The 17,503-nt window shown below is 48.5% G+C and carries 21 protein-coding genes and 1 tRNA gene; 3 read left to right on the plus strand and 19 right to left on the minus strand.

Annotation, left to right across the window (positions count from 1 at the left end; all coding sequences use genetic code 11):
- Positions 1 to 10: 10 nt before the first annotated feature.
- From GT003_RS17590 to rpsF, 4 genes are all read right to left on the minus strand, one after another.
- Positions 11 to 499 (minus strand): hypothetical protein, encoded by a 489-nt coding sequence (locus GT003_RS17590; RefSeq protein ID WP_161700128.1) that lies wholly within the window; start codon positions 497 to 499, stop codon positions 11 to 13.
- Positions 500 to 855: 356 nt separating this feature from the next.
- Complete coding sequence (gene rpsR / locus GT003_RS17595) at positions 856 to 1,134, minus strand: 30S ribosomal protein S18 (RefSeq protein ID WP_161700130.1); 279 nt, start codon at positions 1,132 to 1,134, stop codon at positions 856 to 858.
- 171 nt (positions 1,135 to 1,305) lie between these two features.
- Entirely contained in the window at positions 1,306 to 1,878 is a 573-nt protein-coding gene (locus GT003_RS17600; RefSeq protein WP_161700132.1) for a single-stranded DNA-binding protein, read from the minus strand.
- Between the two features lie 43 nt (positions 1,879 to 1,921).
- Positions 1,922 to 2,206 carry a 30S ribosomal protein S6 gene (rpsF, locus tag GT003_RS17605; RefSeq protein WP_161700134.1) on the minus strand — a complete coding sequence of 95 codons (285 nt, stop codon included), beginning with the start codon at positions 2,204 to 2,206 and terminating at the stop codon, positions 1,922 to 1,924.
- A gap of 235 nt (positions 2,207 to 2,441) precedes the next feature.
- On the opposite strand from rpsF, the gene GT003_RS17610 reads away from it, so the two are divergent.
- The gene (locus GT003_RS17610; protein ID WP_161700136.1) at positions 2,442 to 2,621 is read left to right on the plus strand and encodes a YjzC family protein; all 180 of its coding nucleotides are present in this window, start codon (positions 2,442 to 2,444) and stop codon (positions 2,619 to 2,621) included.
- 449 nt (positions 2,622 to 3,070) lie between these two features.
- Here the strand turns inward: GT003_RS17610 and GT003_RS17615 are convergent.
- From GT003_RS17615 to GT003_RS32540, 3 genes are all read right to left on the minus strand, one after another.
- Positions 3,071 to 3,161: transfer RNA gene (locus GT003_RS17615), tRNA-Ser, on the minus strand.
- A 65-nt stretch (positions 3,162 to 3,226) separates the two neighbouring features.
- On the minus strand, positions 3,227 to 3,463 hold the full coding sequence (locus GT003_RS17620; RefSeq protein WP_161700221.1) for a DUF951 domain-containing protein: 237 nt from the start codon (positions 3,461 to 3,463) through the stop codon (positions 3,227 to 3,229).
- Positions 3,464 to 3,508: 45 nt separating this feature from the next.
- The gene (locus tag GT003_RS32540) at positions 3,509 to 3,748 is read right to left on the minus strand and encodes a putative Se/S carrier protein (RefSeq protein WP_338046002.1); all 240 of its coding nucleotides are present in this window, start codon (positions 3,746 to 3,748) and stop codon (positions 3,509 to 3,511) included.
- A 174-nt stretch (positions 3,749 to 3,922) separates the two neighbouring features.
- Between GT003_RS32540 and yyaC the strand changes: the two genes are divergently transcribed.
- Complete coding sequence (gene yyaC, locus GT003_RS17630; protein WP_161700140.1) at positions 3,923 to 4,516, plus strand: spore protease YyaC; 594 nt, start codon at positions 3,923 to 3,925, stop codon at positions 4,514 to 4,516.
- Here the strand turns inward: yyaC and GT003_RS17635 are convergent.
- The 12 genes from GT003_RS17635 to rpmH all read right to left on the minus strand — a co-directional run bounded on the left by GT003_RS17635 (position 4,488) and on the right by rpmH (position 15,323).
- Positions 4,488 to 4,982 carry a DUF4446 family protein gene (locus tag GT003_RS17635; RefSeq protein ID WP_239566037.1) on the minus strand — a complete coding sequence of 165 codons (495 nt, stop codon included), beginning with the start codon at positions 4,980 to 4,982 and terminating at the stop codon, positions 4,488 to 4,490. The two genes, yyaC and GT003_RS17635, sit on opposite strands and share 29 nt — an antisense overlap.
- Positions 4,983 to 5,010: 28 nt before the next feature.
- The gene (locus tag GT003_RS17640) at positions 5,011 to 6,186 is read right to left on the minus strand and encodes an aminotransferase class V-fold PLP-dependent enzyme (RefSeq protein WP_161700144.1); all 1,176 of its coding nucleotides are present in this window, start codon (positions 6,184 to 6,186) and stop codon (positions 5,011 to 5,013) included.
- A gap of 106 nt (positions 6,187 to 6,292) precedes the next feature.
- Positions 6,293 to 7,147 (minus strand): ParB/RepB/Spo0J family partition protein, encoded by an 855-nt coding sequence (locus GT003_RS17645; protein WP_161700146.1) that lies wholly within the window; start codon positions 7,145 to 7,147, stop codon positions 6,293 to 6,295.
- Positions 7,128 to 7,901 carry a ParA family protein gene (locus tag GT003_RS17650; protein ID WP_161700148.1) on the minus strand — a complete coding sequence of 258 codons (774 nt, stop codon included), beginning with the start codon at positions 7,899 to 7,901 and terminating at the stop codon, positions 7,128 to 7,130. The genes GT003_RS17645 and GT003_RS17650 overlap by 20 nt, the downstream gene beginning before the upstream one ends.
- Before the next feature lie 146 nt (positions 7,902 to 8,047).
- Entirely contained in the window at positions 8,048 to 8,875 is an 828-nt protein-coding gene (gene noc, locus GT003_RS17655) for a nucleoid occlusion protein (protein WP_161700150.1), read from the minus strand.
- 159 nt (positions 8,876 to 9,034) lie between these two features.
- Complete coding sequence (gene rsmG, locus GT003_RS17660) at positions 9,035 to 9,757, minus strand: 16S rRNA (guanine(527)-N(7))-methyltransferase RsmG (protein WP_161700152.1); 723 nt, start codon at positions 9,755 to 9,757, stop codon at positions 9,035 to 9,037.
- Between the two features lie 3 nt (positions 9,758 to 9,760).
- Positions 9,761 to 11,650: a tRNA uridine-5-carboxymethylaminomethyl(34) synthesis enzyme MnmG gene (gene mnmG / locus GT003_RS17665; protein WP_161700154.1), complete on the minus strand. Its 1,890-nt coding sequence runs from the start codon at positions 11,648 to 11,650 to the stop codon at positions 9,761 to 9,763.
- A 30-nt stretch (positions 11,651 to 11,680) separates the two neighbouring features.
- Positions 11,681 to 13,060: a tRNA uridine-5-carboxymethylaminomethyl(34) synthesis GTPase MnmE gene (gene mnmE, locus GT003_RS17670; RefSeq protein ID WP_161700223.1), complete on the minus strand. Its 1,380-nt coding sequence runs from the start codon at positions 13,058 to 13,060 to the stop codon at positions 11,681 to 11,683.
- Positions 13,061 to 13,145: 85 nt separating this feature from the next.
- Positions 13,146 to 13,853 carry an RNA-binding cell elongation regulator Jag/EloR gene (gene jag / locus GT003_RS17675; RefSeq protein WP_161700156.1) on the minus strand — a complete coding sequence of 236 codons (708 nt, stop codon included), beginning with the start codon at positions 13,851 to 13,853 and terminating at the stop codon, positions 13,146 to 13,148.
- Positions 13,850 to 14,626, minus strand: coding sequence for a YidC/Oxa1 family membrane protein insertase (locus tag GT003_RS17680; RefSeq protein ID WP_161700158.1), 777 nt, complete (start codon positions 14,624 to 14,626; stop codon positions 13,850 to 13,852). Before GT003_RS17680 ends, jag begins: the two co-directional genes overlap by 4 nt.
- A 136-nt stretch (positions 14,627 to 14,762) precedes the next feature.
- Entirely contained in the window at positions 14,763 to 15,110 is a 348-nt protein-coding gene (rnpA, locus tag GT003_RS17685) for a ribonuclease P protein component (RefSeq protein ID WP_161700160.1), read from the minus strand.
- A gap of 78 nt (positions 15,111 to 15,188) precedes the next feature.
- Positions 15,189 to 15,323, minus strand: a complete 135-nt coding sequence (gene rpmH, locus GT003_RS17690) for a 50S ribosomal protein L34 (RefSeq protein ID WP_090574515.1) — start codon at positions 15,321 to 15,323, stop codon at positions 15,189 to 15,191.
- Positions 15,324 to 15,969: 646 nt separating this feature from the next.
- Between rpmH and dnaA the strand changes: the two genes are divergently transcribed.
- On the plus strand, positions 15,970 to 17,322 hold the full coding sequence (gene dnaA, locus GT003_RS17695; RefSeq protein ID WP_161700162.1) for a chromosomal replication initiator protein DnaA: 1,353 nt from the start codon (positions 15,970 to 15,972) through the stop codon (positions 17,320 to 17,322).
- Positions 17,323 to 17,503 lie beyond the last annotated feature (181 nt).

Below are 17,503 nucleotides of genomic sequence, written 5' to 3' on the forward strand. Positions count from 1 at the left end.
GGCTTCTATTTTATGCAACAAAACCAATATCTTCAAGCGCTCCGATTGCTTGATTTATATGTCCAATTTGATACTTTGGCTTTAATACCTGCAATTCACGAATTGCTATATTTTTATCATAATGCTTTTTTAGCAAATAATGAATTGAGGCCAATAACTCCAACCAATCTGATTCCTCTAACTGTGTATAGCTCTTTCTTTTCTTTATAACTGATTTCAATCGTTCAAGTGCCTGCTTTACATCGTCTCGAAGTGCATATTTACTTGGATCAAAATCACTTTTTAAGTTGTCGTAAACAACACGAGTAAGCGCTGGAGAATATGGACCCTTCTTATACCAAGTCCACATGTAATCACCACAGTTTATTCCAGCCTCATGGGCCAAATAAATGCTCTTTTGAACAATGATTCGATCAGTTAAATCGTCCATAGAAAGTGGGCGTTCAGTTAGAAATTCATGAACTTTAAAGACTGAGACATACTGGTCATCAACAGCCATAATCACCCCTCCTTGGAATCATAAATATTATACATACTCCCAAATGCAGATACAATAAAAACTTTTGTTAAATCGTTTTTAAGATGGACGTATTATCTTATGAATTAATTACCCTTAGTGTTACCACCAAAGCATTTTTTAAACTTCTCTAAGCCTTTTCTAAGGTCTACGCCGAAAAATTCGCTTTCATTCAAAGTATGGATACGCCTTTAAAGTTCCTTCAAATCAATGGGTAATTATCTTCGAATAATGATATTCCCCTAATTATAGAACAAGCGTTCGTAAAAATCAAATACCAACAACTTGATTTACCTTAGCCAAAAAAAGACAGCCGCAGTGGGCTGTCTTTTTTCCAACTATTCAGTTGTGTAAGGCAGAAGCGCAACTTGACGGGAACGCTTGATAGCAATCGTCAAGAGACGTTGGTACTTCGCGCTCGTACCAGTTACACGGCGAGGCAAAATTTTACCGCGCTCGCTGATAAATTTACGGAGCAAGTCCGTGTCTTTATAGTCAATGTGCGTGATTTTGTTAGCCGTGAAGAAGCAAACTTTACGACGTTTGTTACGTCCTTTACGACCGCCGAATTTGCGTTCTGGACGCTCATCGCCGCTTTCTCTTTGCTTGAAGCTCATGGATATCATCCTTTCGTCAGAAATTACACAGTTACACAACTTTATTCAATCTCAATAAAGTTGGATAACTAATGCTTTGAGGCTACACATAAACTACACAACCGAAATCTATATAAAACCTGCAACCATGCACGTTTTATGGATTTTAGTCGTACGCTCAATGTAAGACTCTCAAAATGGCAAATCATCTTCCGATATATCGATCGGGCGCCCGTCATCCGAGAAAGGATCACGGCCGTTGTTGTTCCGAGGTGTACCTCCTGAACGTCCGCCTCCGCCTTGAGAGCCGCCGCCTTGACCTTGGGAACCTCCACCGCCGCCGTAGCCGCCTTGACCGCCGCCACCGCCGAAGTTTCCGTTACCGCCGCCGTAATTGCCGCTGCCTTCTTCACGCGGGCCATTGTTGTCCCGGTTCGCGGATTCCAAGAAACGCACGTTGTCGGCAATAACTTCCGTCACATAGACGCGCTTGCCTTCGTTGTTCTCGTAATTCCGAACCTGGATACGGCCTTCGACCGCTGCTAAGCGGCCTTTGCGCAAATAATTGGCACATGTCTCAGCCAGCTGCCGCCACGTGACGATCGGAATGAAATCCGCCTCACGTTCGCGTTCTCCGCCTTGGCCGCCGCTCGAAAACGGACGATCCACGGCAAGCGTAAATTGCGTTACCGCAACGCCCGCCGGCGTATAGCGCATCTCAGGATCCCTTGTTAGTCTACCGATTAGAATAACGCGGTTCAACATCGTTTATCGCCTCCAATCAAAACATCGCTTGCGTTCGATGAGACTAAGCTACATCTTTAGTGATCAAGAAACGGATAACTTCATCCGTAATTTTCATGACGCGGTCAAGTTCATTCACGACTTCTGGAGTCGCGTTGAAATGAACCAGTACGTAGATACCGTCACGAACCTTATTGATCTCATACGCAAGGCGGCGTTTACCCATCACGTCATGCTTCGTGACTTCTCCGCCGTTACCGATGATTGCTTGGAACTTCTCGGTCAGGGCTTGAACCGTTTCTTGTTCCGCTTCCGGACGAATGATGTACATCACTTCGTATTTGCGCATTTGTTTCACCTCCTCTTGGACTATGCGGCCCCCATAAGGGAGCAAGGAGCGAGTATAAAGCTATCTCGCATACCTGAATACTATATCAAACTTAGTACCTGCTTGACAAGTAAGGAATCACTGCTTGTCCTCCCTCATTCTTCCGCTCATGCCCTCGCCCCTCCCGAAGCACACTAGGAGCCGGGGTTTTCTCACCCTTTTCGCGCAGTTATCTTAATTGGAGGTGCAGGCAGCTATGGGTGAATGGACGGAATTCCGACCGGGCGATCATGCCCCGAATGACGGTACTTACATCGAGATCGGCGAAGCTTCGTTCCACATGGGCGTGAACGATCCGAAGAAGGTCCACTTGAAGAAAGGCGACCGATTCCCGTCTACGTCGAATTCGGATCGCAAATGGAAACGAATGCATTAATCAAGCATCAAGCATGTCTGAAATGTATTTTGAAATCGGCCGTATAAACCGGCAGCCAACGGAGCATTATAATTCATGACGGTGAACAAGTGAGAGGTGTGGTTCCATTGAACGTCAATGTGCTTGAACCTCAAGGAGATTCTGTCCACTCAGCATAGAAGCGGAGGGTTGTGCCAAAGACACTTGTCTGTAACACACGCGAACCGAGTCAAATCGGTGCACCAAGGTTTCTTTCCGAAAGCTTTGTGATGACTGTTTTCTACTAACCACCGTCGGGAGAAGGGCTCGCAAGAGCCCTTTTTTCCTGTTCTCTAAGCGTTGTTCATCCCATGCCAACCTTTATAAACATCCGCTTGCACGCTTACCACGAGTTCAAACAAATAATCGTCAAATTGCCTTGAAAATCAAAAAAGCGATCCGTTAGGATCGCTTCGCATTGTAAGGGATTATGGCGGAGAGGGTGGGATTCGAACCCACGCACGCTGTGACACGCCTAGCTGATTTCGAGTCAGCCCCCTTGGGCCTCTTGGGTACCTCTCCATGATTGTTTGTCAGTCAGCAAGGATTATATTAACACGCGGCTCGTCCGAATGCAAGTCTTTTATTTAATTTGCCGTCGGACCGTCTTCTCCCTCTTTTTGCTGTTGATCTGCAGCGGATCGGAGCACCTTTTTCAGGTTTTTTTCGAACTTCGCACGCGGGATCAGCACACTGTGCTTGCAGCCTACGCATTTGATGCGAATGTCCATGCCCATGCGTATGATTTCCATTTCGTTCGTACCGCAGGGATGCTGCTTCTTCATTTGAACGACATCGCCCAGCTCAAACTGTTTTCTCTCCATCATGATTCACTCCTCCTCTTTTCCCGTCCAACTGTCTGGTTGTATTTATATATCGACAGCTTCGTATTGATCCTCGACCTGCTTGTATATCCCTCGAATTTCAACGCGCTCCTGTACGATAACCTCTTGAACCGTTATCAAATCTTCTTCCGGAAAATGAATCGATAGCGCGCATCCCGCCGTAATCTGCTTCGGCGTCGGGCAGATATCTATTTCAATCTCCGCGTATTCTAATAGCATCTCAGCGCGCAGCGCCTGCTGGGTGGAGTCGAATGCGATCAGCACGTTCTCCGCCTCCTGACTGATTGTAGTGAAGATTTCTCCTTCCGGGCAAGTATAAAATGGTTGTCCCATCCATATACTAGTAACCAAGCGTGAAGGCAGCGTCTCTATCAAATTTTGATAGCAGCACTGCGGATTGCCGTAGTTATTTATAGCGTTTTTGCGGGAGGGGAATCTATGAAACTGCCAGGGATGAAAGAAACGCCGCTCAAAGTGCCTTATACGGAGCCCAACATCACCGGACTTCTGATGAACCGTATGATGTATTTGCTGGATAATGTAGGCCACGACCGCAGAATCGTTGTCGTCTGCGTTGGAACAGACCGCTCAACGGGTGATTCCCTGGGTCCGCTTGTGGGTACCTCGCTCAGCAAATACAGAAGCCCTTTCTTCGACTTGTACGGGACGTTGGAAGAGCCTGTTCACGCCATGAATTTAGATGAGACACTGATTGACATCAACAAGCATATCCGGAAGCCCTTCGTAATCGGCATCGATGCTTGCCTCGGCCAGGCTGCCAGCGTCGGCTGCATTCAAGTCGGCACCGGACCCGTCAGGCCTGGAGCAGGCGTCAATAAGGACCTTCCCCCTGTTGGGGATATCCATATTACCGGCATCGTAAACGTCGGCGGGTTCATGGAATATTTCGTTCTCCAAAACACGCGTCTTCATCTCGTCATGCGCATGTCTGAAATTATCGCGCAAACCCTCTTTTTATCCATCATGAAGTGCACGCGTTCTGCTACTTATCCTGCCGCAACGCCAGATTGATCGCTTCGATCTCTTCCGGTGTCAGGGCATATGCCGACTGTCCCTCTTTTAGCGGCTTGGCATAAACGAAGGTTTCGTCTCGACCGTGGATACCGCTCAGAACCATCCCGTCCTTCTCGTCATTAATGACCGCGAGGGAGAAGCTTAGATCGCTTCCTCTTTCAGCGAACGCATTATAACGATGGATGCCGATGTTCCCTTTCTTCCGCTTTACTTTCTCGTTCAAGGTACTGATGGATTGCTTCAGGCTGCGTTGATGCTCTTCCTGCGCACTTAACCGTTCCTGCATTTGAATAATAATGTCTTCGAGTCCTTCAACGCCTGTCCCGCTCATGAATTGCGTATAACTCTTCCTCAGCTTCTTCAGTTTGCTGCCCAGCACCAAATTTCGAATAAGAAGTAATAAGACAACTGCAGCCAGTCCAACGGTTACCCAGTCGAACGGCCGTTCAATCCACTGATCCATGATGTGTTTCTCTCCCATTCGTGCTCTCTTAGCTGTAATGTTGAACGATTTCTTTAACAGCTTGGGCGAAGGCTTCCACCTCTTGCGAAGTCGTAAAACACCCCACACTCGCACGAATCGCCCCTGTCTCCAATGTCCCTGCTGTGCCATGTGCCAACGGCGAACAATGAAAGCCCGTTCGCACCGCCATGTTATAATGCTGATCCAGAATGAATCCGATTTCCGACGGATCCGCACCTTCGATAATGAAAGACACAATGCCCGTCCTTGCTTCGCCAAGCGCAGGTCCGAGAATTCGGATCCCCTTCGACTCCAGCAGCTTTTGCATCATGATCTGCGTCAAAGTCCATTCTTTAGTATGGATGTTTTGAACGGTCTCATGCAGTACATGCTTGACCCCAGCCCTTAGCCCGCTAATTCCAGACGTGTTTTGCGTACCCGCCTCATAGCGATCCGGCCGCACTGCAGGCTGTTCAATAGACTCCGACTGACTGCCCGTCCCACCGTGCATGAGAGGCTCCAAATCAAGCTCCGGGTGAATATATAGCCCGCCAGTCCCTTGCGGCCCTAAGAGCCCTTTATGGCCCGGAAACGCGAGCATGTCGACCCCCATTGCTTCTACGTCGATATCCAAGATGCCAGCGCTCTGGGCCGCATCCACGAGCAGCTTAACGCCGCTATGTCTTGTCACTTCCCCAATATCTCCAATCGGCAATATGGATCCCAATAAGTTCGAGCTGTGATTCACAACGGCCAGCTTCGTATTGGAACGTATCGCAGTCTGTACTTGCTTAGCATCCAGGATTCCCTTCTCATCGGGTTCGACATAGGTTACCTCGATTACCCCAATGCTCTTCAAGTACTCCAATGGTCTGCGTACCGAGTTGTGTTCAACGGCCGTTGCGATGACATGATCTCCAGACTTCAAAATCCCCTTAATCGCCGTATTCAACGCCATCGTTGTGTTCAGCGCGAACGAAATGTCATTCGGGTTTTTGATAACAAAAAGCTTGGCCAACGATTTTCGCGTCTCGAACAAAATACGACTCGCTCTAACAGCCATTGCATGACTGCCTCTGCCAGGGTTTGCACCATCGCGTTCCATCGCTTCCGTTACAGCTTCAATAACGGTCGCCGGCTTGGGCCACGACGTCGCAGCGTGATCCAAATAAATGAATGGCTTATCATGCTTGTCGTCCGACATCCCATCACCCCTCCCGCTTGATCCTATCTTAACAATAGCATACTCGATCGGCGGTTATGCATCAAACCCCGCCAATCAAGTATGCTATTTAGATCGTGCGCTATTGTTATGATAATTGCTGAAGCAGTTCGAGCAGACGTTCTAAATCTTGTTTGTTGTAATACATCAATTCGATGCGACCTTTATCCTTTTGTTGCTTGATCTTCACCGTTGTTTTAAAACGTTCTCGCAGCGACTCTTCCACTTCATTAATATAAGGATCTTTTTTCTTATTGGAAGGCGTTTCTTTCGTCTTGGAAGGAACCTGCTGATCCAGGTTTTTTATCGCTTCCTCCAACTGCCTTACGCTCCACTCATTTGCAACCGTCAATTCCGCCAGTTCTTTCTTGCGAGCATCTTCCTTTACACCCACTATAGCTCTCGCATGCCCCATCGATAATGTTCCACGTGAAACATTTTCTTTGATCTGGTCCGGCAGCGATAGCAGTCTAAGGAAGTTCGCAATATGCGACCTGGATTTACCAACCTTCATTGACAGTTCTTCTTGCGTAAGATTGAACTTATCCATCAGCGCTTGATAAGCCACCGAAAGCTCGATCGCATTCAAATCTTCACGCTGCAAATTTTCAATCAATGCGATTTCCATGACCTGAAGATCGGAGAAGTTTCGCACGACCGCCGGGATCGTTGTGTTGCCGCATAATTGGGATGCACGGAAGCGACGCTCACCTGCAATGATCTCATAGCCCTTCAGAACGGTACGGACGATGATAGGCTGGATGACGCCATGCTGCTTAATGGACTCCGCCAGCTCTCTTATTGCTTCGTCATCAAATGTTTTTCGCGGTTGATAAGGATTCGGTCTCAGTTGTGTAAGTGGCACTTCAACAACTTTATCCTCTTCGCTGACAGCTAGCGATGGAATTAACGCATCAAGCCCTCTACCTAGCCGCTTGCTCATACGTGATCACTTCCTTCGCGAGTTCAAGATACACCTCTGCCCCTTTGGACCTCGGGTCATACGTAATGATAGACTGCCCATGGGAAGGCGCCTCGCTCAGCCGAACATTACGCGGGATGATGGTCTGGTAGACCTTCTGTTGGAAATACTTTTTGACCTCTTCAATAACTTGAATGCCAAGATTGGTTCGTGCATCGAACATTGTAAGCAGTACACCTTCTATTTGAAGGGTCGTATTCAAATGCTTCTGCACGAGACGAACTGTATTTAAGAGCTGGCTTAATCCTTCCAGCGCGTAATATTCACATTGAATCGGAATGATAACGGAATCCGATGCCGTAAGTGAATTAATCGTCAAAATGCCCAGCGATGGCGGGCAATCGATAAGAATATAATCGTATTGGTTTTTTACAAGCGAAAGAGACTTCTTCAATCGCTGTTCCCGAGAGATCGTTGGCACAAGCTCAATCTCTGCTCCCGCGAGTTGAATCGTAGCGGGAATAATGTTTAATCCATCGATATTCGTCTGACACGTCGCTTCATTCGGATGCACGTCATTAATAAGCACATCGTAAATGCAGTGCGCAACGTCCGCTTTATTGATTCCGATCCCGCTTGTCGTATTACCCTGTGGGTCAATATCGACCAGCAATACTTTCTTGCCCAGAGAAGCCAGACAGGCGCCTAGATTCACGGACGTGGTCGTTTTCCCGACACCGCCCTTCTGGTTCGTAATTGCAATCGTTTTAGACAAACTGTTCACCTCTATGCTGATAACTTGGTTGATCCGAATCAAATGCGACTCTATTACGCTGCCGACTCTATCAAATGGACTACATGAATTCCAATAGACAAAATGACGATGCCGTCCCATAAACCGGACGGCTGTCAGCAGTGCTATTATCGTTTAGGAATCTTGATCACGATCTCGTAATGATCTTCATAATCCTGTTCATTGGTTTTAATTTGCATTCCTGATCCTGACACCATATCAATCGATTGACGAATGGTATTCAAGGCGAGCCGTACATCCTTCGTAAAGGATACGCGTTTAGCTTTCTTGGAGCTGCTTGCCACCGCTTCATTATAGAAAGCGACTCTCGCTTCCGTCTGCTTTACGTTAAGCTCTTTAGTAATAATATCGTCTAGCACCTTCAGTTGCAACTCTTCGGAATGAAGGGACAACAACGCTCTAGCATGACGCTCCGTAATTTTACGTTCCATTAGGGCATTTTTGACCGTTTCGCCAAGCCCCAGTAACCGAATCTTGTTCGCGATGGTCGACTGACTCTTGCCTAAACGCTGCGCCAAACTCTCTTGAGTCAGGTTATGCAGATCAATCAGCTTCTGATAAGCGATCGCTTCTTCAATCGAGGTAAGTCCTTCACGTTGAAGATTTTCGATTAATGCAATGGATGCCGCCTGCGAGTCATTAAATTCTCGAACAATTGCAGGAACTGTATCCAGTCCCAACTTCTTCACGGCCCGGAAACGACGTTCGCCGGCAATGATCTCATATCTCCCGTTACGGGCTCGTACTACAATCGGCTGAATAACGCCATGTGTCCGAATCGTTTGGCTAAGTTCTTCGATACGGTCGTCATCGAATACAGTCCGCGGCTGATAAGGGCTCGTGTCCACTTCAGTAATCGGAAGCTGTTTCACTTCGTCTTGGTTCTGACTCTTCTGATCACTCAAACCGAATAAACGCGAAAATTGTTCTTTCATAGCGTCAACATACCACCCGATTTCAAAATGCCGAGTTTGTCGTTTCTATATTATTCGTCGGCTGCAAGCTGATCTCCTGCTTGACAAGACTCCAAATCAAACAAATATACGGTAACAGCATTGTTCCACGTGAAACATTTCTACTCTGTTACAATGGGATCAAATCATTGGCTGCTTGAGCGGCATACCCGCCTTGCGTGGATATTTAGCCGGTGTTTCTCCAAGCTTATCAATGACAATAATATGGCGATCGGAATGTTCAAACGGCAGCTTCAAATGATGGACCTTCGAGAGCTTTCCCTTCAACTCCGATAAGCTTCGTTTTGCTTCTCTAACTTCTTCAGCAGGATCAGCGCCTTTCATAGATGCGAACACGCCGCCCTTCTTAGCAAAAGGAAGACAAAGCTCATTCAACCCACTAAGGCGCGCAACTGCTCTTGCCGTAACAAGATCATACTGATCGCGATGTGCCGGCAGTCTCGCGATATCCTCTGCACGGCCATGGACGCAGCTCACATCCTGCAGTCCGAGCTGTTCAACGACATGCTGAAGAAACTGAATGCGTTTATTCAGGGAATCGACGATTGTAACTTGAAGATGCGGATAACATATTTTAAGCGGAATGCTAGGGAAACCGGCGCCAGAACCGATGTCGGCTATAGAGACAACTTTATCTAGGTTCAAAAAGAAAGAAAGGGTCGCGGAGTCGTAAAAGTGTTTCTCATATACCGCTTCCCTTTCCGTGATACCCGTTAAGTTCATTTTTTCGTTCCACTCGACAAGCAATTCATAATAGGTTTGAAACTGTTGGAGTTGGAGCGGCGATAACGCCGTCCCCCGCTCCTGGAGCAATTGTACAAACCAAGTTTCAGTTGGATTCATGCTTTACCCCCGTGCTGCAACGACTCGATTATAATGTTCCAAGTAAACCAGCAGGATGGAGATGTCGGCAGGCGTTACGCCTCCGATTCTGGAAGCCTGACCGATCGAAAGCGGGCGGATCGTAGACAGGTTTTGCTTCGCTTCCTTGGATAGGTTCGTGACGATCGAATAATCGATATCGTCTGGAATCCGCTTGTTTTCCATTTTGGCAAGCCGTTCGACTTGAAGCTGCTGCTTCTCGATATAGCCGGCATACTTGATTTGAATCTCCACTTGCTCCTTCATATCGTCGGTCAATGGTTCCGAGGAAGAAGACAAACGCTCGACATGCTCATAGGTAAATTCGGGACGACGAAGCAGGGAAAGGGCATCGGTCACTTGTTGAAGCGGCGCAGTTCCGATTTCCTCGAACAGCAGTCGAACTTCCTCATCGGGACGCACCTTCACGGTTTTGAGCCGCTCGATCTCCTGTTCCACCATCGCTTTTTTGACGTTGAATTTGTTATAACGCGATTCGGAGATCAATCCGATCTCGTATCCCGTCGGCGTAAGACGCAGGTCTGCGTTATCGTGACGCAGCAGGAGACGGTATTCCGCACGCGATGTTAACAGGCGATACGGCTCGGTCGTTCCCTTCGTCACGAGATCATCGATGAGCACGCCGATGTAACCTTGCGAGCGGCCGATAATAACCGGCGGTTTCTGCTGAACCTTCCGCGCTGCATTGATCCCTGCCATGATGCCCTGCCCCGCCGCTTCTTCATAGCCGGAAGTACCATTGATTTGTCCCGCTGTGAATAGCCCTGGAACAAGCTTTGTCTCCAGCGATGGCCACAGCTGAGTAGGAATGACGGCATCATACTCGATCGCATAACCCGTGCGCATCATCTCAACATTTTCCAAACCTGGAATAGATCGGAGAATATTTAACTGCACGTCTTCAGGCATGCTCGTAGATAAGCCTTGAACATAATACTCCGAAGTGTTCTTCCCTTCCGGCTCCAAGAAGATTTGATGTTTCGGCTTATCGGCGAAACGGACGATCTTATCTTCAATGGAAGGGCAATATTTCGGGCCTGTTCCCTCTATCGCACCCGAGAACATGGGCGCACGGTGCAGATTGTCGCTAATGATCCGGTGCGTCTCCTCCGACGTATACGTCAACCAGCATGGGAGCTGTTCATTATCGGAGGATTCCGTTTCATAAGAGAAGAATTTCGGCTTCTCGTCCCCCGGTTGAATTTCCGTCTTGGAGAAGTCGATCGTATCCCCGTGCACGCGCGGAGGCGTACCGGTCTTGAACCGTACCAGCTGCAAGCCCAATTGACGCAAGCTCTCCGACAGTTTAACGGATGGCTGTTGATTGTTCGGGCCGCTTTCATAGATCAACTCGCCCATAATCACTTTGCCGCGCAAATACGTGCCTGTCGTGACTACGACCGCTTTGGCACGGTATTCCGCGCCCGTCTTCGTCACGACACCCACGCAAGTGCCGTCTTCAATAATGAGATCCTCGACCATCCCTTGACGCAGCGTCAGATGCTCCGTCTCTTCGATCGTCTGCTTCATGAAATGCTGATATAGAAATTTATCGGCTTGCGCACGCAATGCATGAACAGCCGGACCCTTGCCCGTATTCAACATGCGCATTTGGATAAATGTTTTATCGATGTTACGTCCCATCTCACCGCCGAGCGCATCGATCTCCCTCACCACATGACCTTTAGCCGGTCCGCCGATTGACGGATTGCATGGCATAAAAGCAACCATATCCAGGTTGATCGTCAACAACAGCGTCTCTGCCCCCATTCGCGCAGAAGCCAAAGCCGCTTCACAGCCGGCATGTCCGGCACCAATAACAATAACGTCAAAATCACCTGCTTGATAACCCATTCCTCTATCCCTCCTTGCCTTTCAGACCAATTATTTACCTAAACAGAACTGAGAAAAAATCTGATCGATCAGCGACTCGGCTACCGAATCCCCTATCATTTCACCTAATTGTTCCCACGCCGTTCTGACATCAATTTGCACAATATCAATCGGTATGCCGATTTCTGTCGCATCAATGGCATCCACCAGCGACTGCCTTGCCTGATTCAGCAGCGAGATATGCCGAATATTGCTGACATACGTCATATCCGCTGACTCGAGCTCGCCGCCGAAGAACAGCCGCTTGATGACTTGCTCGAGTTCATCCAGCCCTTGTTCGTGAAGCACGGACATCCGGACAATCGATTCCGGAGGAAAGCGAGACTCGATTTCCGTCGTATCCAGCATACTCGGCAAATCGGTCTTGTTAAGCAGCACGACCACCGGGCGGCCGCTCAGCGCCTCCATCAGTTGACGGTCATCGGGGTGAAGCGTTTCGCCCGCATTCAGCACCAACAATATTAAATCGGCTTCATCGAGCGCCGTCCGCGACCGTTCGACACCGATCCGTTCCACGACATCGGCTGTTTCGCGAATGCCGGCTGTATCCAGCAGACGAAGCGGCACGCCGCCAAGCGTAATATATTCTTCGATTACATCCCGCGTGGTGCCGGGAATATCGGTTACGATCGCTTTGTTTTCTTGTACAAGCGCATTGAGCAGCGAAGACTTCCCTACGTTCGGCCGCCCTACGATGGCAGTGACAATACCCTCACGTAATATTTTGCCTTCCGCCGCGGTTTTTAGCAATCGATCGATTTCGGCGCACGCTTCGCCGCAGCGTTCCCGGATGTAAGCACTCGTCATGGAGGCGACATCATGCTCCGGATAATCAATGTTGACTTCGATATGCGCCAACAGCTCGACTAAACCATGTCGCAGCGTCTTTACCTTTTTGGACAGCATGCCTTCCGATTGTTTCAATGCAACGGAGAATGCCCGGTCCGATTTTGACCGGATCAGATCAATCACCGCCTCCGCTTGCGTGAGGTCGATCCGACCATTGAGGAAAGCCCGCTTTGTGAACTCCCCTGGCTCTGCCAATCTAATCTCCCCGGCGCGAAGCAGCAGCTCCAATACCCGCTTGACGGCAACTACGCCGCCATGGGTGCTTAGCTCTACCACGTCTTCCGCCGTAAACGATCGCGGCCCCCGCATGATGGTCAGCAGAATCTCTTCCACTGTTTCGCCGGAAGCCGGATCCACGATATGGCCGTAATGTACGGTATGCGAAGCAGCATCGGCCATATTCGACTTGGATCGGAAATAACGTGCGCAGGCCGATACGGCCTCAGGCCCACTTACCCGAATAACGGCAATGCCGCCTTCTCCGACAGCTGTCGAAATGGCGGCAATCGTGTCTTGAATCATCATCATCTAGTCCCTCATTACTTGGTTCAAAATAAAAAATGAGCAATGACCTGTAAGAGCCATTGCTTGAATTGAGCAGTATGCATCATGATTTCAGCGTAATGACGACGCGCCGGTTAGGCTCATCGCCTTTGCTGAACGTCTTTACTTTGGCGTGATTCTGCAGCTGCGAATGGATGATCTTACGCTCATGCGGCGCCATCGGCTCAAGAACGACTTCTTTCCGAGTCCGAATGACATGTCCCGCCAAGCGATCCGACAAATCCTCGAGCGTCTTGCGACGGCGCTCGCGAAAATCTTCCGCATCAAGCACGATCCGCAGATGGCTGTTGGAGTAACGGTTGGCCACGATATTGACCAAATATTGCAAAGCATCAAGCGTTTGACCACGGCGACCGATCAACATGCCGAGATCTCCGCCGCCGGATAAAGCGAGAACCAATCCATCTTTTGAATCGTTACGAGCAATCGTAATGTCAAGCCCCATCGTTCTTGCCACTTCAATAATGAATCGTTCCGTTTCAAGGATGGCATCCTTCGCAGGCGCCGTACTCTTGTCCACCGCGGCAACCGAAGCCGTCTGTACGAGAGGTTCAGCTTCAGCCGCTTGATTAGGCACCGGCTTCAGCATGAGCTCCACCTTGGCGGCACGAACTCCGATCAGGCCGAACAATCCTTTACTCGGCTTCTCCAGTACGGTTACGCTCACGCGTTCCGCGGATACTTGCAATTCCGTTAAACCACTCTTTACAGCATCTTCGATCGTTTTACCCGATGCTACGATTTTCTTCATTTCGCAGGGACACTCTCCTTATCTTTCGGTGAGGTGCGCACATAAAGGAAATAATTTTGCACGATGGTATACGTGTTACTGAAAATCCAGTAGAGCGGCAGTGCAGCCGGGAATGAGATGGCCATGACGAAAATCAATACCGGGAAGATCATCATGATCCCTTGCATCGCCGGCATCGTCTTCTGCTGAGACGACATCATTTTGGATTGAACAAACGTCGTTATTGCAGCCAGGATCGGGAGGATATACGTATGGTCCTTCTCGCCGAGCTGCAGCCAGAGGAATGTATGCTCACGAATATTTTCATTCATATAAATCGAATTATAGAGCGCGATAAACACAGGCATTTGTACAAGCAGAGGCAAGCAGCCAGCCAGTGGGTTAACCTTATGCTGCTGGAATAGCTTCATCGTTTCTTCTTGCTGCTTCTGCGGGTTGTCTTTATGCTTCTCTTTCAGCTTTGCCAGTTCCGGCTGCAGTGCCTGCATCGCTTTCGAACTGCGGTACTGCTTGATGGTCAGTGGAAGAATTAACGTCCGTACGATAACAACCATCAACAGAATCGCAATGCCGTACTCGCCGCCAAACCATTTAGCGAAGTGCTCCAGCGCCTGGGAGAAATAATAGACGACATTCCGCTGCCAGAAGTTGCCGTGCGATAGATCATCCATAGAAACCGGGTGAGTGGCCGAAGAACAACCGCTCAAGAAAAACATGACGGCGATCAGAGCGAAAGCCGTTAACCAGGTTCGTTTCGAAATACGGGACAACATGTAAATCTCCTCTCTGCGTACCATAAGCGCCGGCCTCTCAAAGGCACGCGCACTGCATAATCATTCACGTAAAACTATATCACATTTTATGGCACAAAGAAACAAGCCCGCCTCCGTGGTTAAGCGATTACAAGGGTCAGCGATTCTGTTTCATTAACCCCGCTCGCTTCAATACATGGAGCATGCTTTTTTCGAGTTCTTTGAGGCCAAGCCCGACGGCCGGTTTGCGGACAATAATGATGAAATCGAGCTGCTCGGCGATTCGGTCCGTTTGATGGCGGACAATCTCCTTCACAAGTCTTCTCATCCGATTGCGCACGACCGCATTGCCGATCTTCTTGCTTGCCGAGACGCCGAGACGGAACGGTTCCGCTTTATGCTGCCGGGTCCAGTACACGACGAATTGGCTATTGGCGAACGATTTCCCGTTTCTGTAGATCCGGCTGAAATCTTCGCGCTTACGTAACCGCAGTTTTCTTTGCACGGCGCATCTTCACCGAACCTTTATTACATAGTATGACCTTTATAAATGAAAAAAAGACCACGTAAAGTGGTCTTAAAGTTACGCGCTCAGTACTTTTCTTCCCCGTTGACGACGGGCGCTCAGCACTTTACGTCCATTTGCGGAAGCCATACGTTTACGGAAACCATGAACTTTTTTACGTTTGCTAACATTCGGTCTAAATGTAGGTCTCATTGATCCAATGCACCTCCTATCCTTACTTAACTAACTGTACGTACATGCTATTTCTGATCGTCTTCACGATTAGCAATCGTCGGTTTTCCTATTCGAGGATGCTGCAAGGTCGATAAGAACACTCGAACGATGAGCATTCTCCGTAAAAAACGCCTTTTTAAATTAAACCACGACCCCCTGCAAAAGTCAACCTTTCCAGCTCCGGAACGGGCAATCGAAGGACTGCCAAATTCAAACTGTGGATAAAATAAGAATATGCCGAAGTGTGCGTAAAATTAATAACATGTGGATGAATTTATCGCACATTCCCGATTTTTGTCGAACTGGTAACAAGATATTAACAATATCTAGTGTTGTCGATAAGTTTTGTACACAACCTATTGAATTTGTGGATAAAATCGCCGGAATCGTTGAATATCAAGGGTTATTTTGCTATGATAATTATGTTTTCCGTGTGGATGACTTTAATCCCCCGCAATTTTATTAACAGCCTGTGGATAACAATGTGAACAACATTCATCCCCTTCTGATAAGTTTATTTTTCCACCCCTTAATAATGTGGACACATTATCAGCCGAATTCCCCCTTTCGACATTTTCAGCAGGATAGCGCCGTTTTCGGCGATTTTGATAAGGAGTGACCATTTGTGGATAGCCATACGCACGAAATGTGGCAACAGGTGCTGTCTATCATTCAAACCAAGCTTAGCAAGCCGAGCTTCGATACTTGGTTTAAGGCGACGAAAGCTTCGTTCAGCGGAGATTCCATCGTCGTCGTGACAGCTCCGACGACTTTCGCGGCCGAATGGCTGGAAAGCCGGTACACCAAGCTTGTGCGGACAACGCTGCAGGAATTCATGGGGCGTCAATTCGACATAAAATTCGTCATCGAAGAGAATAAGCCGCCCGAGCCTGCAGAAGTGCAGCCTATTGTCGTGCCGCAAGTTCAGGTCGGTCCGGAAGAGCCATATTCGCATATGCTCAATCCCAAATATATGTTCGACACGTTCGTCATCGGTGCCAACAACCGCTTTGCCCATGCCGCATCATTGGCTGTTGCCGAAGCGCCTGCCAAAGCCTATAACCCGCTTTTCTTATATGGCGGCGTCGGCCTAGGCAAAACGCATTTGATGCATGCGATCGGGCATTATATTTTAGAGCACAATCCCAATACGCGGGTGCTTTACCTGTCATCGGAGAAGTTCACCAATGAATTCATCAACGCCATCCGAGACAACCGCGGCGAATCTTTTCGGAATAAATACCGCAATATCGACGTGCTGCTGATTGACGATATTCAGTTTCTGGCCGGGAAAGAACAGACGCAGGAAGAGTTCTTCCATACGTTCAACGCCCTTCACGAGGAACGCAAGCAAATCGTCATCTCCAGCGATCGGCCGCCCAAGGAAATTCCGACACTCGAGGAACGGCTGCGATCCCGCTTCGAATGGGGCTTGATTACGGATATCCAGCCTCCTGACCTGGAGACGCGGATCGCGATTCTAAGGAAGAAGGCGAAAGCGGAAAACCTGGACATTCCTAATGAGGCCATGGTCTATATCGCAAGCCAGATCGATACGAACATCCGTGAGCTGGAAGGCGCGCTCATCCGGGTAGTGGCCTATTCGTCCTTAATAAACGAGGATATTTCGTCCCATTTGGCAGCAGAAGCGTTGAAGGATATCATTCCGACCAGCAGGCCGAAGATGATTACGATGCAGGACATTCAGCAGAAGGTTGGCGAGCTGTACGGCCTGAAGCTGGAGGAGTTTAAAGCACGCAAGCGAACGAAAGCCGTCGCGTTCCCAAGGCAAATCGCCATGTATCTATCCCGGGAATTAACCGACTATTCGCTGCCCAAGATCGGGGAAGCCTTCGGAGGGCGCGACCATACGACGGTCATTCACGCTCACGAGAAAATAACGCAGCAGCTGAAAATCGATTCCGAGCTGTTCAAGATCATTCAGACGCTTACAGAGAAGATTAAGAACCATACTTGATATCGAATATGAAGAAAGCTGAATAATGAACGAAAAAGTTATTCACTTCTTCAACATTTAAACAGCAAGCCTATGCACACGCTATACACATGTGGATAGGCTTGCTTTATCCGTGTTATATACACTTATCCACATATTCAGCGCCCCTACTACGACTTCTACTATTTTTTATTAATAAACA

The organism is Paenibacillus sacheonensis (genome assembly GCF_009909195.1).
Taxonomy (GTDB): domain Bacteria; phylum Bacillota; class Bacilli; order Paenibacillales; family Paenibacillaceae; genus Paenibacillus_Z; species Paenibacillus_Z sacheonensis.